The sequence below is a fragment of the Mesorhizobium sp. M0048 genome (assembly GCF_040323405.1).
GTDB lineage: Bacteria > Pseudomonadota > Alphaproteobacteria > Rhizobiales > Rhizobiaceae > Mesorhizobium.
In genome coordinates this window covers 1-20,101 of record NZ_JAMYUV010000071.1, presented here as the reverse complement: position 1 = coordinate 20,101, position 20,101 = coordinate 1, and the positions used below count along the sequence as shown (strand labels likewise).

Here is a 20,101-nt window from a genome sequence, read left to right as displayed (position 1 = left end):
CGCCAATGGCGTGAACAGTTCGGCGTTCAAGACATGGCAAGACGAAGATTGACAGCACGTTGCGGTTGAGGAGCTGGCAAAACGCAGGCTGTGTGCAAGCGAAGGCGGGTTGGCCGCGCTTTTCCAGCGACCTTCCTCTTTTCCAACCCGACAACGACTGACTTACCTGTTTTCTGACCCAGCCGGAGACGGAGGCACTCAGTTCATACAGCCGTAAATTACCGGCGTCATCGTCCGTGCAACGCTACAGGGAATGCTCGACAGCATTGTAATGCCATTCCGCCGACGCGGCCATGGCTTCAATGAACGCGAGTTTGACGGTAGCGACTAAGCAACCGAACCGTGGCGCCAATGACCTTCTGAGCTTCCTCCCATTTCGGAAGATCTCGTTCCCCAACACGCGTGGCGATCGCGGCCAGTATCCAACCTACGCAGCTGATGTCTTCGGCAGCCTTCAGTTTCTCATGCTGCAGGATGCAAGCTTCAATGCCCGGTCGGGGCGGAGACCCGGGCGTAGTACGCTCAGCGATTAGCTGCAGACCGGCGTCGTAGGCGGCGCAAATTTTAATTCTATCGCCCCTTTCCGATTTCATCACCACATTCGCCCAAAGGGCCAACTCAGTTAAAAGATCGGTTACTTCATCTCTCATTAAAAACTGCCGCTGTTTTCTTCATGAAACGAAATTCCACGATCCAGATAGCGCGTGGCCCGGACAATGAGCGAGGTATTTTCGGGGTTTGTTGTTATCGAGCGAACCACTCCTTCTAAGCTTGCCGAGAATGTTAGTCAAAACGCTCAGTTTGCTCGGCAGGATCGCCGTCTAGACACAGCGGGCAAACATACGCATGCGGTTTCGTTACCACCAAGACCACCGATGGCTTGTGGCAGCGATCACAGGCAAAATCCCGGTGTGCAGTAGGCCAAACGTCATTTTCTATCTTTAGAGCACGGAGCCCCATCGTTTGGCAGCCGTCATCTTGCTGCCAGCCGGCGGAGGGCGCTGGGCTGGCACAGTGGTCTCGGGTTTAATGCGGAGGTATGGGAAAGAGAGGCTCTCCCGGCTCACTGCGCCAGCAATGGTATCGGCACTCACAGGGGGCGTCCCAGGTTGATTGGTGGCCCGTAGCGAGAAGACTCGATCGGGCGAGTTTGGCTGATTACTCGCATTCTGACCGCCGAATTCAAGAATAGTGTTGCCCTTGAGATAACTCTTCGCGCTTGAGTTGCACGTATGCAACAGTCACTACCGACCTGCGAGGAGCGGAAAATCCCGAAACCTTGTCGGCGCCGCGAGAGGCCCCTTATTTGAAATCGCGTCTTGGCTTGCGACCTGGATGCCTCGCGCGAATATGCCGGTCTGATGGTACAGACGAAGGCGACTGGTAAAGCGATCGGCAAGGCCGAAGGTTACGTCGCCGCCACAGCCGCTGCTCGCGAGTTCTTGTTCGTGGGCACGATCGGCATCGGGCGGGCCAGACCAAGATCGGCATGGCCAATCTCGCCTACAATCTCACCCGCCCGTATGGCACCAGGGGCGAACTGCGCCCGCATGACGACGAAGGCGGCGCAAACCGCCACCGCGATGCCAAAATCGGCAATCTCAACAACCAACTCCGAAGCGATCGCCGTCATCAGTCCACGCAGAAATCAGCGCGGCCCTACCGGTCCGCGAAACGCCGATAGTACGAGGTGCCCAGGTGGCTGGAGGCCATTCCTATGAAGGTAAAGCCTGACCCTATTCGTGATATTCTGAAGCGCCTGCAGTGGTGCTGGGTCACGTTCGCTTCCCGCGCGATCTTGGCCGTCCATCAACCACGGCGCGTCCTTAGTTCCTCAATATTCACGACACTGTCGAAAATATACCCCGCGCCGCGCTCGGTGCGGATATACTGCGGGCGCGGCGCCTTATCCTGCCCCAACTTACGGCGAAGGCGGACGATAAGAACATCGATGCTGCGGTAGTAGACCTCCTGATCATAGACACGGGTCGCCATCAGAAGCTGCTCACGTGAAAGGACCCGACCTGGGTTCTTGAGAAAGGCCATCAGGAGGTTGAACTCGCCGGCGGTGAGCTTGACGTCAGGATCCGTTCCCCGGCGCAAGCTCCGACGCTTGGTGCTAACTCGCCAGTCATCGAAACGGTAGATGGTGTTTCGGTCACGCTCCGGCCGCTGGCGCATAGCGGCGCGCACGCGGGCGCGGAACTCCGTAAGCCCGAAGGGCATAGTAATGTAGTCGCGAGCGCCGGTTTCGAGGCCAATCACCTTGTCGGCCTCATCTACGAAGTCACCGCTGATGATGATGATCGGAAGATCCCTCTTGGCACCAAAATCTCGAACGAACTGCAAACCGTCCTCTCGGCCGTAGCTCAGGTCGACAATTGCTAGATCAATCGCTTCAGAAGCCATATTGCTGGCGGCCTGCTGGCGGTTTTCGACCGCTCTGACGTTAAACTCATGCTTAGACAAGAAGCCCATAAGCGGTTCTCTCGTCAACGCGTCCTGACCGACGATGAGAATGTTCTTCATGGTCACTTCCTATTGACTGCAGCTTGGGCTGCCGGGGACGGTAGTCAAATTAGTGACGCTCAGCAGGTGGGACAATCTTCATCAGGCGTATTGCGGAATAGCGCAGACAAATAGGTCCTATGCGGAGTTCCTGCTGCGCAACAGTGCCCCCAAAGCCTGCTAGTTTTTGATGGATTGTCCGTCCTCTGCGACCACTCGTTCGGCAGACCGGGTTTATCCCCGCTGAGATTCGTATCGCTCCGGTCCTCTGGCACCATCACTGGAGCGCTTTTGCACCCAACTTCCTCTCCCGGCGGCTCCAATTCAGTTCAGCTTTGTTTCAATTTAAATCGCTGAAAAGTTGACATTCGTATGGATTCGTCGAGATTTATTGATCAGACGCAGAACTCGCCTTGATGTTAATTCCACTGTCTACAGGAAACTCATGAATGCCCAACCTTTTATCTAATTCCAATCTCCTTTCTAGACCCATGCTATCCTTTCTTTTGAACTTGCATGTCTTATTGTGCAGATCGCTCAGGGGGCGGAGCTTTCATGAACGGCGGGATGTCCGAGAGCAGGAGAGTGGAGATGAGTAGACTGGTCGTAGTCTCAAACAGGGTTTCGCTGCCCGACGAGCATGGTTCCCCGCCGCCAGGCGGGATGGCGATTGCGCTGAGCGCTGCGCTCCGGCGAAGGCACGGCCTATGGATGGGCTGGTCGGGGAAGGTGAAAGCCGGGGAGGACCCGTCAGGGCCGATCTCACGCCGGGAGGCCGGCGGGATCAATTATGCGCTTACCGATCTCTCGCAGACAGATTTGGACGACTATTACTACGGCTTTGCCAACCGGGTTCTTTGGCCGGTTTTCCACTGCCGAGTCGACCTCGCCGAGTATTCCGAAGCACGAATGTCCGGATATCAGCGCGTCAACCGACTGTTTGCAAAGCTGTTGCAGCCGCTCATCAGCGACGACGACGTCATATGGGTGCACGACTATCACCTGATCCCGCTTGCGAAAGAACTGCGGAACCTCGGCTGCGGCAATAAGATCGGCTTCTTCCTGCACATTCCGTGGCCGGCGGCGGACATCCTCTTCACCGTACCGCACTATGATGATTTGCTACGCGGGCTTTCGTGCTATGACCTCGTCGGCTTTCATACCGATGACGATCTTAGTAACTTCGCCGAATGCTTGCGCCGTCAGGGGTTACCGGACCCCATCACAAACGGTGTGTGCCAAGCCTATGGACGTGTGTTTCGCTGCGGCGTTTTTCCGATCGGCATCGACACGGCCGAGTTCGAACGACTGGCCGAGCAGGCGGCGCGCAGCGAGACTCTGCAGGAGCCCTCTCAAAGGATTCCCGGTTGTAAAGTCGCGATCGGCGTCGACCGCCTCGACTATTCGAAGGGCATCGAGAACCGCATCGTCGCGTTTGACCGCTTCCTGCGGAGCAACGACCACCGCATCGGCAAGACGCAACTGCTGCAGATCACACCGAAATCCCGCACGGAAATACCGGCATATCTGGCGATGCAAAAGGACGTCGCCGAGCGGGTGGGGCGCGTTGATGGCGAACTCGGAACGATCGATTGGATGCCCGTTCACTACATCAACCGGTCCGTTGGACCCGGCGAGCTCGCCGGTCTATACCGCATGGCACGCGTCGGCCTGGTCACGCCGCTCCGCGACGGCATGAACCTTGTAGCTAAGGAATATGTCGCCGCACAGGACCCACAGAATCCAGGTGTTCTCGTGCTTTCGCGTTTTGCCGGCGCAGCCAGAGAGCTAGGCGGAGCGATCCTCGTCAATCCCTACGATCCGGAAGCGATGGCGAGGGCCATCGAAGAAGCCCTGGACATGCAGTTAGATGAGCGGATCGATCGTTGGCGGGCGATGATCGGCCGGCTCCGCGAATACAACGTCTATCGCTGGTGCGACGACTTTCTGTTAGGCCTGGATCAGCGCTGAGCTTTGCCGCGTTCCTGGGCCTAGCTTCGCCAGCATGAGGCTGACCGCGACCAAGTGAATCAGGCAGCATTTCGGCCTCGCTGAGCGATGCCGAATGTGCTGACGCTTAGCGCGAGCACACCGCTTACTAAGACGAGAGGAGAAGGCCGTGGATGAGCTCGCTTGCAGTCGCGAAACTTCAAAAAAGCGGGCGCAGCCGTTTGTCGCGGAACCTCGCGCCACACGGCAGCGGCAAATGCTGGCGTCGATTGACCTGAACTTGCTGTTTGCTCTCGAAGCGCTGCTGGAACACCGCAACGTCACGCATGCGGCTCGACACGTGGGCTTGAGCCAGCCCTCGATGAGCCGAGCGTTGAGGAGGCTGCGTGGCATTTTCAACGACGATCTTTTGGTTCGCGGCTCCATGGGCCTGGTTCCGACCCCGCAGGCCCAACGCTTGAGCCGAATGCTGCCGCCGGTGCTGGATGCGATCCGCGGGATAGTGAACGGCAGTCTTGCCCAAGCCAATTGGCGATCGAAGGCGATAATGGCGATGCCCGATCATCAAGGACTGGTCCTGCTGCCGCGGCTCCTGCCCCGGCTGCGCCAGCACGCGCCTCATCTGGACGTCGTCATCGATCCGCTTCTCTCCGGCGCGATGCGGCGGCTTGAGCTAGGCGAGATCGATTTGGCTATAGGGCAGATTAGCGCCTCGCCGTCCGGATACTTGAGGCGCAGCCTCTACTCCGACCGGTTTGCCTGCCTGCTGCGCCACGACCATCCAGCCCTGGCGCGGGAATGGACAATCGAGAGCTTCGCGGCCTTGCGCCACGCAGCCATTGCCTTGGACTCCAAAGACGGCTTCGGCCGGGTGCATGACGAACTGGTCAAGTTAGATCTCCAGGGTCGCGATCCGGTGTTGGTTTCCAACATCTTGACGGCCGCGTTGGCGATCGCGGCGACCGATCTGCTGTTGATTGTACCACGCCGCGTCGCGACCAGGATCGCCGCCTTGCTGCCGCTAGCGATTATGGATCCGCCTGTGCAATTGACACCCTATGAAGTCGCGCTGATTTGGCACGAGCGTTCCCATCGCGACCCGGAGCATCGTTGGCTGCGCCACGAGATCGCCGTCGCCGCGGCGGCGGGAACTGAGAGCAAAATATCCCAACTGGGAAGGCAAGTGACTGATGAGTCGCCTAGGCAAGAAACGTGATCCGAATCCGGGGCTATCGTCAGGATATGACGGAAAAAGTTTATTGCCCTGCTCGCCCGTTGGGAGGGGAAGCTGGTTGTGCTGTGCCAGCGCATTGAAACCGTGCCGGTTTCGACAATTTGAAGCGAGGCAACAGGGCCAGACGAGAAGGTATCATACGCCCAGCCATCTATATACAGGCCAAAAACCGCCTCTCGTCGACCGCCATTCGGCCGCGCCAAGCCTTCCACAGGCCAGCTTCCCATGGTGTCTGTGAGGTGCCTGCATGCTGGCAGCATATCTTGGCTCGGACCCCGAAGCATGCAAGTCCTTGGCACTAATCGCGAGTTCTCTGAGGCAGATCGATATCCTTGATCACCGTTTATTGCGGGCAGGGCGCTCCGCGCAGATCGTCATCGTCGATTGTCGCGAACCGATTCACGACAAGCACGGGCGTGCGAAGCTCTCGCCCGAACCTGTCAAACTGGCTCTGGTTCTGGAAGAGAGCCTGGATCGACAAGCGGTCTTCTCCAACGGGTATTCCGATTACCTGTTGTGGCCGCTCACCGAGCAGGAAGTTCTGCGCAGACTTACCGCCTGCATCGTTCAGTTCGCGCAGCGTTCTACCCCGCCTTTCTTCTCAGCCGATCCGATCGTTCAGAATTCATGCAGTCTGCTGGCGCAGCGGGTCGATCAGCAGATCACCCGCGTCGAATTGGCGCGAATGGTAGGGACCAACAGGACAACGCTCACCACCCGTTTCGAGACATCGTTTGGCTGCGGGCCAATGACTTGGCTACGGCGCTACCGGATGACGGAGGCTGCTGACCGGTTGCGTAACGGGCATGAAAGCATCGCCAAGGTCGCCGAATCCTTCAGCTACGAGAACAGCAACAACTTCTCCACAGCCTTCAAGGCGTTTCATGGCCTCTCGCCACTGCGCTATCGCAAAATGATACGGCGCAGAGAAAAGCCTGTCTAACGCAAAGGTGGGGGCCGGAGCGAATTGGTATAAGGCGACGCGGGCACGCAAAGATCATCTCATCTCCGAGGCGTTTCCGCGCTTTGGGCACCTTAAGCTCTCGACCAACGCTCATGTCTCACAGCAGGAGGATAAAGCATGTCGAACGCATTTTCAGTGAATGTTCAAGAGTATGAACAGCGCTATTCCAAAGAACACTATGAGGCGGCGTCCGCATTTTTCTACGCCAAGCCCCTTGTTTTGGCCCAGTTAGATGCTGCGCCCCCCAGTGACGACACGATCGCCAACGCTCAAGGGACAGTGCAGTTTCACCTCATCGGCCAAAAAACCGAAGATCCGACGTACAGCGGCACCCTCAATGAGAATCAGGACAATCTACTGGCAATAGGAGGAATTATTAACGACTACATGCATACCCATTATGCGAACATCGATGCACAGAAGCTTGATATCAACACATGGGCCGATGTTGTTGGCAACATTCCAGATCTCTCTGTGGGCAGGCAAAAACTGAAGAGTTTTTCAAAAAAGGTGGCCGGGACGTCGGTCTCAGCTACTTTCCTCTCGCTGATTGCCAAGGCGATCATTACCGACGGGGCATCGTTGCTGCTGGATTTCCAGTCCTTCCTTACAGAAATGGGGAATCTCACCTTCAGTGCAAACGGCAAGGCGCAGCGATACAAGGCGCTGACATGCACCTACCAGAGCTACCTTCTCGATAATGGGGCAGGCGGATATTACGACTACGGAGCAATCGTTCTGCGGCAGATCGAGTTCAAAGAGCACTTCCTCGAGCTGAAATCCTCTTGTTCGTCGACCCACTACGTCCGCGTCGACATGGACTATGCCGAGGTCACCAATCTCGTTCAGACCCGTCGGATCCGCAAAGGCGGCCCCGATCACGAAAACTTCCAGGAGCTTGTGAATAAGAACTCCACCGACCAGTTCAAGAAGGCCAAGAACTTTTTCAACGGTGGCTCGACGCCGCAACAAGACATCAAGCCGCAGGTCTGATCGTCAGGCCTTTGATCGCGAAAGCAGCGCACCCAACCAATAGCGTGGATTTGGACGAACGTCACCCGCATCATGGATGCGATAGAGCGGTCCGGTAAGCCCTTGCGAACTACCGATGCTCTGTCGCGCCCCCGGTGCCGGCGAACTCCGGTCCCGCTTCCATAGGGAAGCAGACATGAACCCATTCGCAAAAACAGCTGCCGGCCTTTTCCTGGTGATCGGCCCACAGAGCAGCCAACCGCTCGAGGCGGAGAGGATTTGCTCTGCCATGGTCCAGAAACTATTCGAAGACCAAACCCGGACTCTGGATTCTCGAGCATGGCAGAATGCCGCGCAAATGGTACCGAACCAGGTGGAAACCGCCACGACTTCAAGAACGCTAAACCGCACGATGGACGTGGCGGAATTGCCCAGTGCCTTTGCGTCAATTTGCGCGAATGCCGCCGACGGCAATGAAGCTGGCGTCGGTCTGGCAAAGGCAATCCGTAGCTATCTGAGCAAACACGGCGAACCGACGGCGTTCAATTGCCTCGTCCTAGATCAATCCGACTCCGCGGAAGTCCGTCTATCTTTAACCTGCCTTGCCGTGGTCGAAGTTGGAAGCGCTGACAGTCTCGCCATCACCTCGATATTGCTCTCCGCATCGCTGAACCTGTCAAACGAGCAAACGCAATCCACTATCGCGCAGGTTTTCGGCCGTTTCAGCTCGCCGAGCGACTCACCGTACTACCTGCGCTTGTTCTCCAGCCGGCGGTCCCATAGTCAGAGACGTAGCGACATTCTGCAATAGACCCAAGGGCAAACAGAGGAATAGCTGATTGCGTCTGCGCCGCGTTGGTGGCTGCGGGAAATGACATCAAAAGGCTGCGCGAAGAAATAGCGTGGGAGGGCGAGGTGACCGTATAAACTGCGCATTTTCCATATAATTTCGGCCTTCGGGGAGACGGACTATGCACGATATTATCGACGTCCCGCAGAACGTCGGCGATTTTGCTGTGTGCTTGGCAGAATCTGGCGTCAATACAGTAATCCGGTACTACAACCATCGGAATAGTACACCATTTCCCTCAAAATGTCTTACAGGGGAGGAACTCGCCGCCCTTCATGGTGCTGGAATATCGGTAGCTGTGGCCTTCGAGCAGCGGGGTGGCTCGGGCGGCAATATCAGAGACTTGCATGGTGCGGCTGGAGAGCGAGACTCCGGTCGTGCGCTTGATCTGGCCGCCGCGTTGGGACAGCCCGAAGGCTCCGGAATCTATTTTGCAGTCGATTGGGACTACCACACACCACAGCATCTTGCACGAATAGCACCCTACTTCAGGAGTGTGCGGAATGCGTTGGCTGGCCGTTATCTCGTTGGCGTTTACGGATCGGGCACGGTCGGACACCACATGAAGCGCCAGGGGCTGGTGGACCATATATGGCTCTCTGGCTCGTTGGGATGGTCCGGAACGAGACAAGCGCTCAAGCAGGGGGATTGGTCGCTTTTCCAAAAGTTTATGGAAAAGCGTTCCGAGATCGGGGGCTTCGGATACGATGGAAATGTCGTCAATCCGGCCCTTGAAAACTTTGGTCAATTTGGGCCGGCAGGTACTCTCCCCTCTCGCGACGCGAAGGAACGTCTGCGTTGTTCAAAGTTGCTGCGCGAGGAGCGCTAAATCTTCGCTCCCGGCCGGGCAAGAGCTTTCGCATGGTCGATTCCTCCCGAACGGTACAAGGCACGCCCACGCCTTGTCAGGCTGCACCGGAAGCTTCTCCCGCTGCATCTTCGTCATCGATATCCCGGCATCGTTCATCCCTTCACAAACCGCTTGCCTTACGGCGCCATAGTGAAAGAGGATTATGAAAGGCTCCGAACCTGTATTCTCGTGGACACCCTCGGCCTTCCATAAACGACCGTTTGCGAAAGGAAGCTCCATGCTGATCGGCTATGCCCGGGTGAGCAAAGGCGACGAGCAGTCCAACAAGGCGCAGATCAAGGCGCTCACCGATGCCGGTAGCGAACGGATCTTTGAAGAGGAAGCTTCCGGCGGTCGATGGGAGCGCCCCGAACTGCACCGGATGCTTGATCAATTGAGGGAAGTCGATGTCGCGTGGCACTTATACGCGAGAATGCGGCAGTTCACAGCCTGTGTTCAGCGGGCTTAGACGAGCTCAAGAGCAGAAACGATAGGAGGCCAAAGGCAGTCGGCGTCCAGTTCGTGTTCCGCGCGACCGCCTGATGTTCGAAGGGCTGAGAGACAAATATCGGCTCATCCTCGATGGACTTGGACCGAGTACTCGAGACGACGCCCCATGAGCCTTGGCATTGATATTCCGCCAGTTGAACTCTTGTTTGCCGACTTTTGTCGGTTTGGATCATCGAGGAGCTCCGCACGGGTAAGATGGTCGTGTTGAAGCCAGTCGTTTGGAACAGCAATGGCTATCTCGGCCCCATCGGCGGAACCACGTCGAGCGGTTATGCCGGAGTTCATGGCTATGGCCACGAGGAATGGAATGGTCGGTCCGATTGGGTCTGGAAGGGCTGGAAAGTTTTTCACACCCAAGCGAAAGGCCGAATGTTCAGTTATGCCGACGAGGGCAACCTCGGCATCATCATGACGACGATGAGGGACGGTCAGTTCTATGCTGTAGGTGCCGCATGCGCCATTTATCAGAATGATGAGAACGATCGAGCGGCAATTGCCAAAGAGCTGGATCTGCGTAGGAACGGCAATGCACTCTGGAAGTTACCAGGGATCAAAAGCCTCAAGAAGAACAAGGCAGCTTTCGACGCCCATTGGGAGGATGCGTACGAATGGGTCCAATGGCGTTGTCCACAATCGCACTTCGTCTGGTTCAGCCCGTCGATTTTAATCATCCCTGACGACATCATACCCTCGAAACCTCCGTCGCCGCCTCGGCAGGCAATTATCAAGATGCATGGGAGCTACCAAGCGGTGAGGCCTGATCAAGCCTTGGCCATTATCGCCGAAAGGCTGCCATCTTCGCATCCAATCTTAGCGTGGCTATCGACGGATGATTTCGACGACGTGCGGGACCGGAGCGTCCGCAATGCGCCTCCACCTAGGGGCAAAGGGAGGAAAAGCGCTGGAACGGCCACCGATCCATACACCCGCTACCTCCAGGAAAATGAATTCCAAATTACGCCCAAGCATCATCACCTGCAGTCGGCTTTCGAGGCGTTTCTCAAAGCGTCCAACGCCACGCAAGTTGTACCCAACATGGAATGGGTCGATGTCCGCTATCACGACGCGCAATTCGGACCGGTGCTGGCAGAGATCAAGCCGACCGACCCGCTGACGATCCGTTTCGCGATACGGGCCGCAATTGGCCAACTGCTCGACTACCATCAGAAGCAAGAGGGCAATCCGCGACTCCTCGTTGTGACCGACTGCAGGCCATCGAATCCGGACGATCTCGCCTTAGCAACGGACAACGGCTTCGGCCTGGCATGGCGAGACGGGAAGAAATTCGAATTCCGATGGCCATCTCACCAAAATAGGCGCGACAAAAGGGGGTCATTGATCAATCGGTAACCGATCTTAGTAAAACTTAACTCCCAAGGTCTGGGCGACCTGCCCTAATCTAGCCGGCGGAGGCCATACTGACGAGGAGACGACAGCCGATCGCAAGGAGCGTCGGGACAAGGCGAAGCCCGGCGGCGCCAAGCCGGGACATAAGGGTCACAGCCGCCCTGAGCGAGGATTTCGATCGCCCTGGCTGCCGGGCCAGTCTGTCGAGCGATCTTGCTGCCGAATCCGTCAGCGAACACTATAGGATCGAGCTTCCCGCGATCAGGCCTTCGATTGAACGCCATCGGCGTCTGGCAGTCCGTTGCCTGTCCTGCGACACGCTGGTCGTCGCTTTCGCCAGCTTCGACTGGTTGCCTTTGACGGCGATCACGTACTGGCCGCCGCCCTCCCGCGCATCAGAATGCCTCGCGACCATGCTGACCTACCTCCACTGCTCGATCCGGCGGATACGCCTGTCATTGGCTGCCGCACGAAGGCGCGGCTTCACGAACCGCTCCTGCGGGGGCGATCGGAGATCTGCCATCGCCGTCCCCCGTGAAAAAAAATCGGAGCAAAATGCGTGCCGAATTGGCGTATCGTCTGCGCTGCACCGATTCTCGGTACCGGTGACCCGCCCTCTCTCCCTTTTGGTAGGGCTTCCGACATTCTTGCCCAGCTCGGCTGACCGAGGCCGGCAGCCTGCTGCTGACCGATCTTCCGCGGGCGAGAGAGCTCGAATCGCGCTCCGTTCCATTCGATCTTCCGGGTCCGATCGCCAAGGGCGGACGGCTGCGGCGCATTCGCATTCCCCGCCGCGTGCTGGCCTTGATCGGCGACTATGTCGATCTCGAGCGCGCGATCTTGGCCGAGCGGTCGGAACCTTCAGTGTCCGATCCGCTCTGGTTGATGCCTGAGGACAGGAAGGCCGTCGATACGACCGGAAGACGCGTTCGGCTCGACCGCCTGACGCCTGGCTAACGCCGCAAGGTGCTCATCGGCGGGCCCGGCAGGGCGCAGCATGCCTTGCTCTGGCTGACCGAAGGCGGCCAGCCCGTGCCCTCGGCAACTTGGGAAGCCGCCTTTCGCCGGGCCTGCGCCCGCTGCCGCCGCTTCGGCATTGATCTCGACGTGACGCCGCACACGCTGCGGCACGTCTTCGCCGTCAACATGCTTTCCATGTTGACACGCGAGCAGATCGGGACCGTGTTCGATCCGCAGGATCGGCATGGCGCGGCCTATCGGCGGATTCTCGGCGATCCTCTGCAGAAGCTCCAGCACCTCCTGGGGCACGTAGTGTCACCAGCACCTACATTTATCTCGACAGCCTCGCCGAGGCGCAGGAACTGGTCGAGGCGGCCGCAGATCGCTGGGCCGAAGATACGGCCGGTAATGTGGAATGACCACTGCGGTAGCTATGTCGGTGCGGCGGCCGGGCCGCCGTGCGCTCTTCCCCGAGGCGTTAGCTGATCCCGAGGGCGAGGCCGCCGCTGCGATCGCGTCGCTGCGCTTCACGGTTATCCTCGCGGACCGCAGCATGACGATCGACCTGACGATGCTCGCCGGCCGCAAGGCATTGGCCCGGACGCTGGCGGGGGCGCTCTGGCGCGCCTGCCAGGTCGGAGGTCCGGCCGGCTCGGTTTTCGACGGCCTACGCCTATTCCAATGCGCTCAAGATGTTCTGGCGCTATCTCGATTCCGACAGTCCGCGAGTTGCACGCCTTGCGGACGTGAGTGCTGCCTGCATGGATCGCTCCGCCGTCGGCCATAGCGTCGTGGTCGCGGCCAATCATTATGCCGACATCCCCGCACTTCGCCATCTGCACGAAGCGACCATCGCCGACGCCATGAGCGATGCACTCGACGCCGCCCTGCGCCCGTGCGTCCTGTCGTCGGACGAGGAAGCTGCCGTCCGCGCCGATCCGGCGGCCATCGGTCTGCCAGTCTCGGGAGCGGCTGCCGTTCAGGCCCTGTTGAGCGGCGAGCAGGACGTCTGGCTCGCTAGACTAGTTGCGGTGGCTTCTACAGGAGTCCGTTCGGCGCCGAGGGAGAGGCCTGTCCATCGCCGTTCTGGGGCTGTCTCGCATGCAACAACGCGGTGATCACCGCCCGCAAGCTGCCTGCGCTTTTGGCCTTCCTCACCTTCATCCGGGCGCAGAGACAGACACTCAGCGAAGCCGACTGGGCGACCAAGTTCGGCCGCGTTCATGGCCGGATCGCCGGTCAGATCCTGCCCCGGTTCAGTGATGCCGAGATCGAGCGGGCTCGTCAGGTCGCCGCTTCGGGCGCTGCGCTCATCTACCTGGGAGCCCCGTGATGCCAGGGTTCGCGAAGCGCTCGCCGCAGCCGTTGCTGCCGTCGGCCATCTATGGAGACGACGAGCCTGTGCTCGCCGGCATCGCGATCAGAGACGATGCCGACCGCACGCCGCTTCCCCGCTTCGGCGACGATCACTGGGATCTGGGCGCCGCCATTTTCCGGGTGAACGCGCGCTATTCCAATTACCGGCTCAACTTCACCCGCATCACCGATCCGGTGACGCGGCGGCTGGCGAAGGAGTATGTGATCGCCCGGCTGCGCATCCATGTGCCGGGATATCGGGCGCCCTGCGGCGCGACCTCGGCGATCCGTTTGCTGCACTATGTCCAGCATTTTGCGGCGTTTCTCATTGCACGGATCGGCGCGGTCGATCTGAGCCGGATACATCAGGCGTTGCTCAACGCCTATCTCATCCATGCCCGTGACAGCGGGCGACGAACGCCCCATGAGACGGTGAAGTATGTCGAGGTGCCGATTGACCTGCATCACCTGTCGCCATGGCTGACCGGCGGCGGGATCGGTTTTCTTCCCTGGCGTGGGCGCGCGGCTCACCGCGTTGCCGGACGTCCGCCGGCGCCCGCCGAGAACGCCACGCCGCGCATTCCCGAGCCGATCATCGGCGCCATGCTGCGTTGGGCGCACAAGTATGTCGAGGTCTATGCACCCGATATCCTCGTCGCGCGGACGGAGTTGGATGCTCTCGAAGCCCGCTGCGCCCGGTTGATCGCGCGGGACACACGGACCGGACGGGCCGTCGCCAAGACCTATCGCGCCCGCGTGGCGAAGTGGCTCGACGCGCGCCGGGCCGCCGGCCGGGGCGTGCCGATCTGGGAGCGCGCGCCCAACGCCGCCCGCCGGATTGATCCGCTGACCGGCCAGGTGATCCCGCCCTACAATCTCCACCTGATGCGCCTGCATGCTGGCGCGCCAGAGAGCGGTCGCGTCAGCCAGTCCGATCGGACTGCACAGCTGATCGATGAAGCGGCTGCCGAACTCGGGATCGAGGTTGGCGGCGTCGACACGCCAATCTCGAGCGATCCCGACACCGGCTTGCTATGGCGCGAGCGCTTCGACGGGCTGAGCCTCGCCCGCGAGGAGCGCATGCTGCAAGGTGTTTGCTATGTGGTCTGTGCCTATCTCACCGGCATGCGCGACAGCGAGGTGCAGGCCATGCAGCCGGTTGCGTGTCGGCGGTGCGCAGCGCTGACGGCCTGGTCGAGCGCTACCGGGTGCGCAGCACCGTCTACAAACGTCATGGCGCGCGCGGCGTCACGGCCGACTGGATCACGATCGAACCCGTCGCCCGGGCCGTCGCGGTAATGGAGGTTCTCTCGGCACGCAATCGCAAGGAGAAGGGGCTCTCATCCCTATGGGTGACCCTGAAGGACTGGCCCTGGAGCGCCGATCATCTCGACGCTCAACCTGTTCCGCGACGGCCTGGATGCGCGCTCCGGAGACACACCGGCAATCCCGCGCATCGCAGACGAGCCCTGGAAGTTCACGACGCGGCAATTGCGCCGAACCGTCGCTTGGTACATCGCCAACCGGCCGTTCGGCACCGTCGCGGACAAGATCCAGTACAAGCACGCCTCGATCGCCATCTTCGAGGGCTATGCGGGCTCAAGGCAGGCCGACTTCCGCCTCGCCGTCGAGCGTGAGCGCGCACTCGGCCAGCTCGACGATATCGTCGTCCATTACGAGGCGTTTCTTCGCGATGAGGGTCCGGCTGGACCGGGTGCCGCGCGGTTGCGGCGCGAGTTCGCCTATGTGCAGGACGAGCTTGGCGATCTTCCCGGCCGGATAATGGACCGCAAGCGACTGCGCACGATGCTGGCCCATCTCGGCCGGACCTTGCACGTGGGTTTCCTCAACGACTGCCTGTTCGAAGCCGCGACCGCGCTTTGCGTTACGGAAGCGCCGGAGACCGAGCGACCGGCGCCGGCCTTGTCCCGATGCAGCCCTGATCGATGCCCGAACGCCTGCTTGACCGTCCGGCATCGTGAGCCCTGGCAGGCCTCGATCGCAGAAGGCGAAGCGCTGCTTGCCGACCGGCGCCTCTCACCGCTCCAGCACACAGCGATCCTGCGGGACCACGAGCGCAAGCGCCGGCTGATTGCACCTCTCCTGGATGGTGAGGCATGACTGCGCTCGGGCCAAAGAGCGAAGCGGCGCTAAGGGCGGCCATGGAGCGGCTGCTCGACGGCCGGCCCGATCGCACCGACGGCGCGCTTACCGTCTCCAACCTGGCGCGCGAGGCCAGCGTCAGCCGAGCAACAGCGAACCGTGCGGTAGATCTTCTCGCCGAGTTTCGTGCTGCCGAAGCGCGCCACCGGCGATCATCTCCTCAAGCACTGAAGGACCGCGTCCGCTCCCTCGAAGCCGAGCTCCGGGCCGTGCGCGGTGCCGAGATGGCCGAACTGCGCGCGCTCACCCGCACGCTCGCGCAGCACATCCAGGTGCTGACGTTACAGGTTGCCGAGCGTGACGCTGTGATTGCCGGCCTGCAAGGATGAACTGGCGCTGTCGAATGAGGCCAAGGTTGTTCCGCTGCGGCACCCGCCGCGAGGCGGCGCTGGCTGAGAGCCACGCAACATCCTCACCGTCGGCCGGTCCTGCGGCATCGGTCATGCCCGACGTCTCCTGTGCTCGCCCGTCAAGGCAGGGGCTCGGTTGTGGCAGACGCTGCCGGGCCGTCAACCCTGTTCCGCACCAGTAACCGAGAACAGGGTGTGACGGCCCGGCTCGCCGCGTCTGCCCCTGCCGCTTCGCCCTCGACGGAGAGGGCGAGCACAGGAGGCACCCATGACCACCGATCGCAACAGCCAAGCCCGGACCGTCAACGATATCTATGAGCGCGTCACCAACCAGATCATCGCCGCGATCGAGGCCGGCGCCGGCGAGTACCGCATGCCCTGGCATCACGACGGGTCGGCCATCACCACGCCCGTCAACGTCGCCTCACGCAAGACCTATCGCGGCGTCAACGTCATCACCCTTTGGGTTGCGGCGCATGCGGCCTATTATCCCGCCGGCATCTGGGGCACCTATCGCCAATGGCATGAACTCGGCGCTCAGGTTCGCAAGGGCGAGCGCGGCCAGCTCGTCGTGTTCTGGAAGACGAGCGATCGCAGCGGCGGCACAGATCGTCAGGACGACGGGGAGGATCACGACACGCCCGCACGGCGCCTGTTTGCCCGTGGCTACACCGTCTTCAATGCCGCCCAGGTCGACGGATATACACCGCCCGAGATGCAGCTGCTGCCGATGGCCGAGCGGATCGAGCACGCCGAGCGATTCTGCGCCGCCCTTGGCATCGACATCCGCCACGGCGGATCGCAGGCCTGTTACATCCCATCCAGGGATCATGTGCAGATGCCCGAGTTCGCCTGCTTCCGGGATGCCGTAGCCTACTACGCCGTGCTGCTCCACGAATGCGGACACGCTTCCGGCGCCAGGCATCGCCTCGACCGCGATCTCTCCGGACAGTTTGGCTCGGCCGCCTACGCCATGGAGGAATGCACGGTCGAACTTCTCAGCGCCATGATCTGCGCCGACCTCAGCCTCAGCGTCGAACCGAGGCTCGATCATGCCCGCTACATCGCCTCCTGGCTCCAGGTGCTGCGGTCCGACAAGCGCGCCATCTTCACGGCGGCAAGCAAGGCGCAACAGATCGCCGATTGGATGCACGCCCAGCAGACCGACGCTCAGCAGGACGAGGTCCGGGGCGCCGCATAGGCGCCCCCAGACGAAGTTCTCGTCCGAATGATGATAGCGGACATGGTGGATGAACTTGGCCATCGGGTCGTCGCCGAAGCCGGCACTATTGGTGCGCTGGCCCATATGCCTTGATGGGTGAGTTTGACCTCGCCATTCTCGACATCAACATTGGCGGTTTTGGCGTCGATCCCATTGCTGAGACCATCGAAAGGCGAGGGCGCCCTTTTCTGTTCATCACGGGCTATGGGCAGCAGCATCTTCCCTCCTTGTTCCGCCGAAGACCAGTGCTGGAGAAGCCAGTCTCCATCGATAAACTACGGGAAACGATCAATTCCCTCTCCTGACGACGGATGAAAGTGATCAGTAAAACGGCGTGGCGAACTTATTCAGTCCCGCGTGGATAACGTGAGATGCACGGCCATCATTTGCCTATTCTCAAATAGACCCCCCTCAGGCTGCACGAGGATTAACACCGCCGGTGTCTCTAAGGTGTCCTCGGTGGGGTGGACCCGGTGATGAGTAACTGAGAGACGGCAGTCACCAGTTGTGCCAAGGCAAATGGCTTCTGCAGAAGGACGCTGCTCGGGACACCTTCCGAAGGCCATTCGTTACCAGTGCCTGCGGTCATGTACACGACCGCAAATCCGGGGCGATCTTCCTCGCCTTCCGAGCCGCTTCCCAGCTGTTCATGCTGCCGTTCGGGTAAACCAAGCGCCCGGTAGTCCGCCTGCCCACTTTGAAGTCGGTTCACCGCCTCATGGGCGGATGTCACCATTGCCGGCTGGTAACCGCCTTCCGTCAGGGCATCGTGGACGAGCTCCTGGATCGTCTCGTCAACTTCCACAACGAGAATGATTGGACGTTCTTCCACTCGCCTTTCCCCTCAGCGACACACACCGACCCAGGCCTCAATACGCGTAGCACCAGCGTCTGGTTCCCTGGCATCGTTCACAGGCTGTAAGGGCCTCGCGCATCGGGGTGCGCGAGGCCGGTGAACGTCTTTGACCGAGCCAAAGCCTCCGCCCGTTCACTCCTGACAAGTACTCTTCGATCATGATATATTTTGCGGATCGTGAACGATCTCGTAGAGTCTGTGAACCGTGGGAAGCAGCTGAAGGGTATAGGCGCTTAGCGTGATTACCTTGACCCATCCTTTCATCAACGATCCCAAGTATTGGCACGAGCGAGCTGAGGAGCTTCGCTCCATCGCGAAACTCCTGGATGACACAGAAGCCAAACGGCAAATGCGTGCCATTGCTGCGAGCTATGATCGTCTCGCCGACCATATGCAACAGCGGTCTAAAGAGACCAAAGTGGTGAAGCGAGCGCGCATCAACAGTAACCAAGGAGTCGACCATTTCATGCTCGATCAGCTGAAGCAAAACAACCGCGTTTGGGCCGAGGGCAAGCTCGCTGTCGATCCCGGCTTCTTCAAGAGACTGGTGGGGCAGCAGAGGCCCGAATATCTGTGGATCGGCTGCTCCGATAGCCGGGTACCCGCGAACGAGATCGTGGGGCTGGACCCCGGCGAGATGTTTGTTCACCGCAACGTCGCCAACCTCGCCCCGCCCCAGGATGCGAATTATCTGTCGGTGCTGCAGTTCGCCGTCGACGTGCTCAAGGTGAAGCACGTGCTGGTCGTCGGCCACTATGGCTGCGGAGGCATAGCCGCTGCAGTGGATGGCGAGCGCCGGGGCCTCGTCGACCACTGGCTCCATCCGATCCGCGAAGTCGCCCACGACCACAAGGACGAGCTGGCCGCCTACACCGACGACCGAGAGCGGCTGAACCGGCTCTGCGAGCTCAACGTCATCCGCCAGGTTAGGAACGTCGCGTCCGACGTCTTCGTTCAGGATGCTTGGGCGCGCGGCCAGCCATTGGCGGTACATGGCTGGGTCTATTCGCTGTCGAGCGGGCTCATCACCGATCTGAATGTGACTGTGACCGGCGGGCCGGTATCGCCCGGATGACAAGCGATTCAGGCGTCATTCGCGTAGGAGTAGTGAACGCTTGCGCACTGCCATCCGTCACCTCTTGCGTCAGCTCGGCCGATCGAGCACCACACCAGCCCGGGGCGAAACTGCTCTCTCGTTCGGCGAGGACGTCGCCGAGCTGGCCTGCTGTGCCGGTTGAACGACCGCCAACGTGCCTCAGCAATTCGCGCGTCTGTCTCACGAGCCAAGATCGCCCCGAAGCCCGCGGTTTTTCAGGAAAACGCCGCCGACAATCCGGCTGAGACAACTTGACTGTTCAGATAACGCGCCGAGCAGGTGAAGACGCTGGAGATCGAGAACGGACGCCTCGAGCTGCGAGCGGTTACAGGTCCGGACTACGGCAGGATTTTCGATGAAGAGTTGATCGACGCCGTGCAGAAGATCGCTGGCAACGGCACCGGAGACACTCGCTGGAAGGTGCCGGGAGTTCTCGATTGGTCGACGGGAATTTACAATCCGAATGTCGACATTTCCAATGCCACGACGACGCTCTATGCGTCCGACCGTGATGTCTTTGTCTTCCTCGTCGACGACCTGAATCCGATCGAAGCCGGCAAGCTGCCCGATGGCTCGCCCGACGTCTTTTTCAGGGGGTTTTATTGCTGGAACTCGGAGGTCGGCGCCCGCACGCTTGGAATCGCCAGCTTCTATCTACGTGCAGTGTGCCAGAATCGTTGCCTCTGGGGCGTGCAGGATTTCCAGGAAATCATTATCCGGCATTCCAAATATGCCGCCTCGCGTTTTGCCCTGGAAGCCGAGACAGCGCTGATCCAGTTCGCGGAGTCTTCGCCCATGCCGTTCGTCAATGGCATCAAGGCTTCGCGGGAGCGTGTCGTCGCTCGGGACGACGAAGATCGCCAGAGCTTCCTGCGCAAGCGCGGCTTCTCCAAGGCGGAGACGACGAAGATCA

19 protein-coding genes and 3 pseudogenes are annotated in these 20,101 nt (G+C 60.1%); 17 read left to right on the top strand and 5 right to left on the bottom strand.

Going from position 1 to position 20,101, the window contains the following annotated elements:
- Positions 1 to 299 precede the first annotated feature (299 nt).
- The 3 genes from NKJ84_RS30815 to NKJ84_RS30805 all read right to left on the bottom strand — a co-directional run bounded on the left by NKJ84_RS30815 (position 300) and on the right by NKJ84_RS30805 (position 2,529).
- The gene (locus tag NKJ84_RS30815; protein WP_023722451.1) at positions 300 to 650 is read right to left on the bottom strand and encodes a hypothetical protein; all 351 of its coding nucleotides are present in this window, start codon (positions 648 to 650) and stop codon (positions 300 to 302) included.
- A 758-nt stretch (positions 651 to 1,408) separates the two neighbouring features.
- On the bottom strand, positions 1,409 to 1,633 hold the full coding sequence (locus NKJ84_RS30810) for a hypothetical protein (RefSeq protein ID WP_023722452.1): 225 nt from the start codon (positions 1,631 to 1,633) through the stop codon (positions 1,409 to 1,411).
- 176 nt (positions 1,634 to 1,809) lie between these two features.
- Positions 1,810 to 2,529 carry a winged helix-turn-helix domain-containing protein gene (locus NKJ84_RS30805; protein WP_352509616.1) on the bottom strand — a complete coding sequence of 240 codons (720 nt, stop codon included), beginning with the start codon at positions 2,527 to 2,529 and terminating at the stop codon, positions 1,810 to 1,812.
- Positions 2,530 to 3,099: 570 nt separating this feature from the next.
- Between NKJ84_RS30805 and NKJ84_RS30800 the strand changes: the two genes are divergently transcribed.
- The 8 genes from NKJ84_RS30800 (at position 3,100) to NKJ84_RS30765 (ending at position 11,188) form a co-directional block, all read left to right on the top strand.
- On the top strand, positions 3,100 to 4,479 hold the full coding sequence (locus tag NKJ84_RS30800) for an alpha,alpha-trehalose-phosphate synthase (UDP-forming) (RefSeq protein ID WP_352509614.1): 1,380 nt from the start codon (positions 3,100 to 3,102) through the stop codon (positions 4,477 to 4,479).
- Between the two features lie 235 nt (positions 4,480 to 4,714).
- Positions 4,715 to 5,674, top strand: coding sequence for a LysR family transcriptional regulator (locus tag NKJ84_RS30795; protein ID WP_352509619.1), 960 nt, complete (start codon positions 4,715 to 4,717; stop codon positions 5,672 to 5,674).
- A gap of 265 nt (positions 5,675 to 5,939) precedes the next feature.
- A complete protein-coding gene (locus NKJ84_RS30790) occupies positions 5,940 to 6,635 on the top strand; it encodes a helix-turn-helix domain-containing protein (protein WP_352451774.1) in 696 nt (231 codons plus the stop codon).
- A gap of 138 nt (positions 6,636 to 6,773) precedes the next feature.
- The gene (locus tag NKJ84_RS30785; RefSeq protein WP_352509612.1) at positions 6,774 to 7,649 is read left to right on the top strand and encodes an Evf family palmitoylated virulence factor; all 876 of its coding nucleotides are present in this window, start codon (positions 6,774 to 6,776) and stop codon (positions 7,647 to 7,649) included.
- A 175-nt stretch (positions 7,650 to 7,824) separates the two neighbouring features.
- On the top strand, positions 7,825 to 8,439 hold the full coding sequence (locus tag NKJ84_RS30780; RefSeq protein WP_352509611.1) for a glutamate acetyltransferase: 615 nt from the start codon (positions 7,825 to 7,827) through the stop codon (positions 8,437 to 8,439).
- 160 nt (positions 8,440 to 8,599) lie between these two features.
- Positions 8,600 to 9,307, top strand: a complete 708-nt coding sequence (locus NKJ84_RS30775) for a DUF1906 domain-containing protein (RefSeq protein ID WP_352496686.1) — start codon at positions 8,600 to 8,602, stop codon at positions 9,305 to 9,307.
- 259 nt (positions 9,308 to 9,566) lie between these two features.
- On the top strand, positions 9,567 to 9,797 hold the full coding sequence (locus NKJ84_RS30770) for a recombinase family protein (protein ID WP_502904052.1): 231 nt from the start codon (positions 9,567 to 9,569) through the stop codon (positions 9,795 to 9,797).
- A gap of 236 nt (positions 9,798 to 10,033) precedes the next feature.
- Entirely contained in the window at positions 10,034 to 11,188 is a 1,155-nt protein-coding gene (locus NKJ84_RS30765; RefSeq protein WP_352509609.1) for a hypothetical protein, read from the top strand.
- An 858-nt stretch (positions 11,189 to 12,046) separates the two neighbouring features.
- Here the strand turns inward: NKJ84_RS30765 and NKJ84_RS30755 are convergent.
- Positions 12,047 to 12,454: a hypothetical protein gene (locus tag NKJ84_RS30755; RefSeq protein ID WP_352509607.1), complete on the bottom strand. Its 408-nt coding sequence runs from the start codon at positions 12,452 to 12,454 to the stop codon at positions 12,047 to 12,049.
- 452 nt (positions 12,455 to 12,906) lie between these two features.
- Between NKJ84_RS30755 and NKJ84_RS30750 the strand changes: the two genes are divergently transcribed.
- The 7 genes and pseudogenes from NKJ84_RS30750 to NKJ84_RS30720 all read left to right on the top strand — a co-directional run bounded on the left by NKJ84_RS30750 (position 12,907) and on the right by NKJ84_RS30720 (position 17,541).
- Positions 12,907 to 13,263, top strand: a complete 357-nt coding sequence (locus NKJ84_RS30750; protein ID WP_352509605.1) for a hypothetical protein — start codon at positions 12,907 to 12,909, stop codon at positions 13,261 to 13,263.
- Positions 13,260 to 13,478 carry a hypothetical protein gene (locus tag NKJ84_RS30745; protein ID WP_352509603.1) on the top strand — a complete coding sequence of 73 codons (219 nt, stop codon included), beginning with the start codon at positions 13,260 to 13,262 and terminating at the stop codon, positions 13,476 to 13,478. The genes NKJ84_RS30750 and NKJ84_RS30745 overlap by 4 nt, the downstream gene beginning before the upstream one ends.
- On the top strand, positions 13,478 to 14,800 hold the full coding sequence (locus NKJ84_RS30740; protein ID WP_352509601.1) for a hypothetical protein: 1,323 nt from the start codon (positions 13,478 to 13,480) through the stop codon (positions 14,798 to 14,800). The genes NKJ84_RS30745 and NKJ84_RS30740 overlap by 1 nt, the downstream gene beginning before the upstream one ends.
- A 192-nt stretch (positions 14,801 to 14,992) precedes the next feature.
- Positions 14,993 to 15,622: a hypothetical protein gene (locus NKJ84_RS30735; RefSeq protein WP_352509599.1), complete on the top strand. Its 630-nt coding sequence runs from the start codon at positions 14,993 to 14,995 to the stop codon at positions 15,620 to 15,622.
- A complete protein-coding gene (locus tag NKJ84_RS30730) occupies positions 15,619 to 15,993 on the top strand; it encodes a hypothetical protein (RefSeq protein WP_352509597.1) in 375 nt (124 codons plus the stop codon). Before NKJ84_RS30735 ends, NKJ84_RS30730 begins: the two co-directional genes overlap by 4 nt.
- Positions 15,994 to 16,282: 289 nt before the next feature.
- The gene (locus NKJ84_RS30725; protein WP_352509595.1) at positions 16,283 to 17,215 is read left to right on the top strand and encodes an ArdC family protein; all 933 of its coding nucleotides are present in this window, start codon (positions 16,283 to 16,285) and stop codon (positions 17,213 to 17,215) included.
- A gap of 27 nt (positions 17,216 to 17,242) precedes the next feature.
- Positions 17,243 to 17,541: pseudogene (locus NKJ84_RS30720) on the top strand (response regulator).
- Positions 17,542 to 17,681: 140 nt separating this feature from the next.
- Here the strand turns inward: NKJ84_RS30720 and NKJ84_RS30715 are convergent.
- A complete protein-coding gene (locus tag NKJ84_RS30715; protein ID WP_352509593.1) occupies positions 17,682 to 18,068 on the bottom strand; it encodes a response regulator in 387 nt (128 codons plus the stop codon).
- 460 nt (positions 18,069 to 18,528) lie between these two features.
- Here NKJ84_RS30715 and NKJ84_RS30710 point away from each other — a divergent pair.
- Positions 18,529 to 19,151 (top strand): annotated as a pseudogene (locus NKJ84_RS30710) (carbonic anhydrase); the annotation flags it as partial.
- A 304-nt stretch (positions 19,152 to 19,455) separates the two neighbouring features.
- Positions 19,456 to 20,101: pseudogene (locus NKJ84_RS30705) on the top strand (DUF932 domain-containing protein); the annotation flags it as partial.

Bases quoted from the DNA above. Each gene is read 5' to 3' on its own strand.
- NKJ84_RS30815 (WP_023722451.1), bottom strand. From the start codon at position 650: ATGAGAGATGAAGTAACCGATCTTTTAACTGAGTTGGCCCTTTGGGCG.
- NKJ84_RS30810 (WP_023722452.1), bottom strand. From the start codon at position 1,633: ATGACGGCGATCGCTTCGGAGTTGGTTGTTGAGATTGCCGATTTTGGC.
- NKJ84_RS30805 (WP_352509616.1), bottom strand. From the start codon at position 2,529: ATGAAGAACATTCTCATCGTCGGTCAGGACGCGTTGACGAGAGAACCG.
- NKJ84_RS30800 (WP_352509614.1), top strand. From the start codon at position 3,100: ATGAGTAGACTGGTCGTAGTCTCAAACAGGGTTTCGCTGCCCGACGAG.
- NKJ84_RS30795 (WP_352509619.1), top strand. From the start codon at position 4,715: ATGCTGGCGTCGATTGACCTGAACTTGCTGTTTGCTCTCGAAGCGCTG.
- NKJ84_RS30790 (WP_352451774.1), top strand. From the start codon at position 5,940: ATGCTGGCAGCATATCTTGGCTCGGACCCCGAAGCATGCAAGTCCTTG.
- NKJ84_RS30785 (WP_352509612.1), top strand. From the start codon at position 6,774: ATGTCGAACGCATTTTCAGTGAATGTTCAAGAGTATGAACAGCGCTAT.
- NKJ84_RS30780 (WP_352509611.1), top strand. From the start codon at position 7,825: ATGAACCCATTCGCAAAAACAGCTGCCGGCCTTTTCCTGGTGATCGGC.
- NKJ84_RS30775 (WP_352496686.1), top strand. From the start codon at position 8,600: ATGCACGATATTATCGACGTCCCGCAGAACGTCGGCGATTTTGCTGTG.
- NKJ84_RS30770 (WP_502904052.1), top strand. From the start codon at position 9,567: ATGCTGATCGGCTATGCCCGGGTGAGCAAAGGCGACGAGCAGTCCAAC.
- NKJ84_RS30765 (WP_352509609.1), top strand. From the start codon at position 10,034: ATGGTCGTGTTGAAGCCAGTCGTTTGGAACAGCAATGGCTATCTCGGC.
- NKJ84_RS30750 (WP_352509605.1), top strand. From the start codon at position 12,907: ATGGATCGCTCCGCCGTCGGCCATAGCGTCGTGGTCGCGGCCAATCAT.
- NKJ84_RS30740 (WP_352509601.1), top strand. From the start codon at position 13,478: ATGCCAGGGTTCGCGAAGCGCTCGCCGCAGCCGTTGCTGCCGTCGGCC.
- NKJ84_RS30730 (WP_352509597.1), top strand. From the start codon at position 15,619: ATGACTGCGCTCGGGCCAAAGAGCGAAGCGGCGCTAAGGGCGGCCATG.
- NKJ84_RS30725 (WP_352509595.1), top strand. From the start codon at position 16,283: ATGACCACCGATCGCAACAGCCAAGCCCGGACCGTCAACGATATCTAT.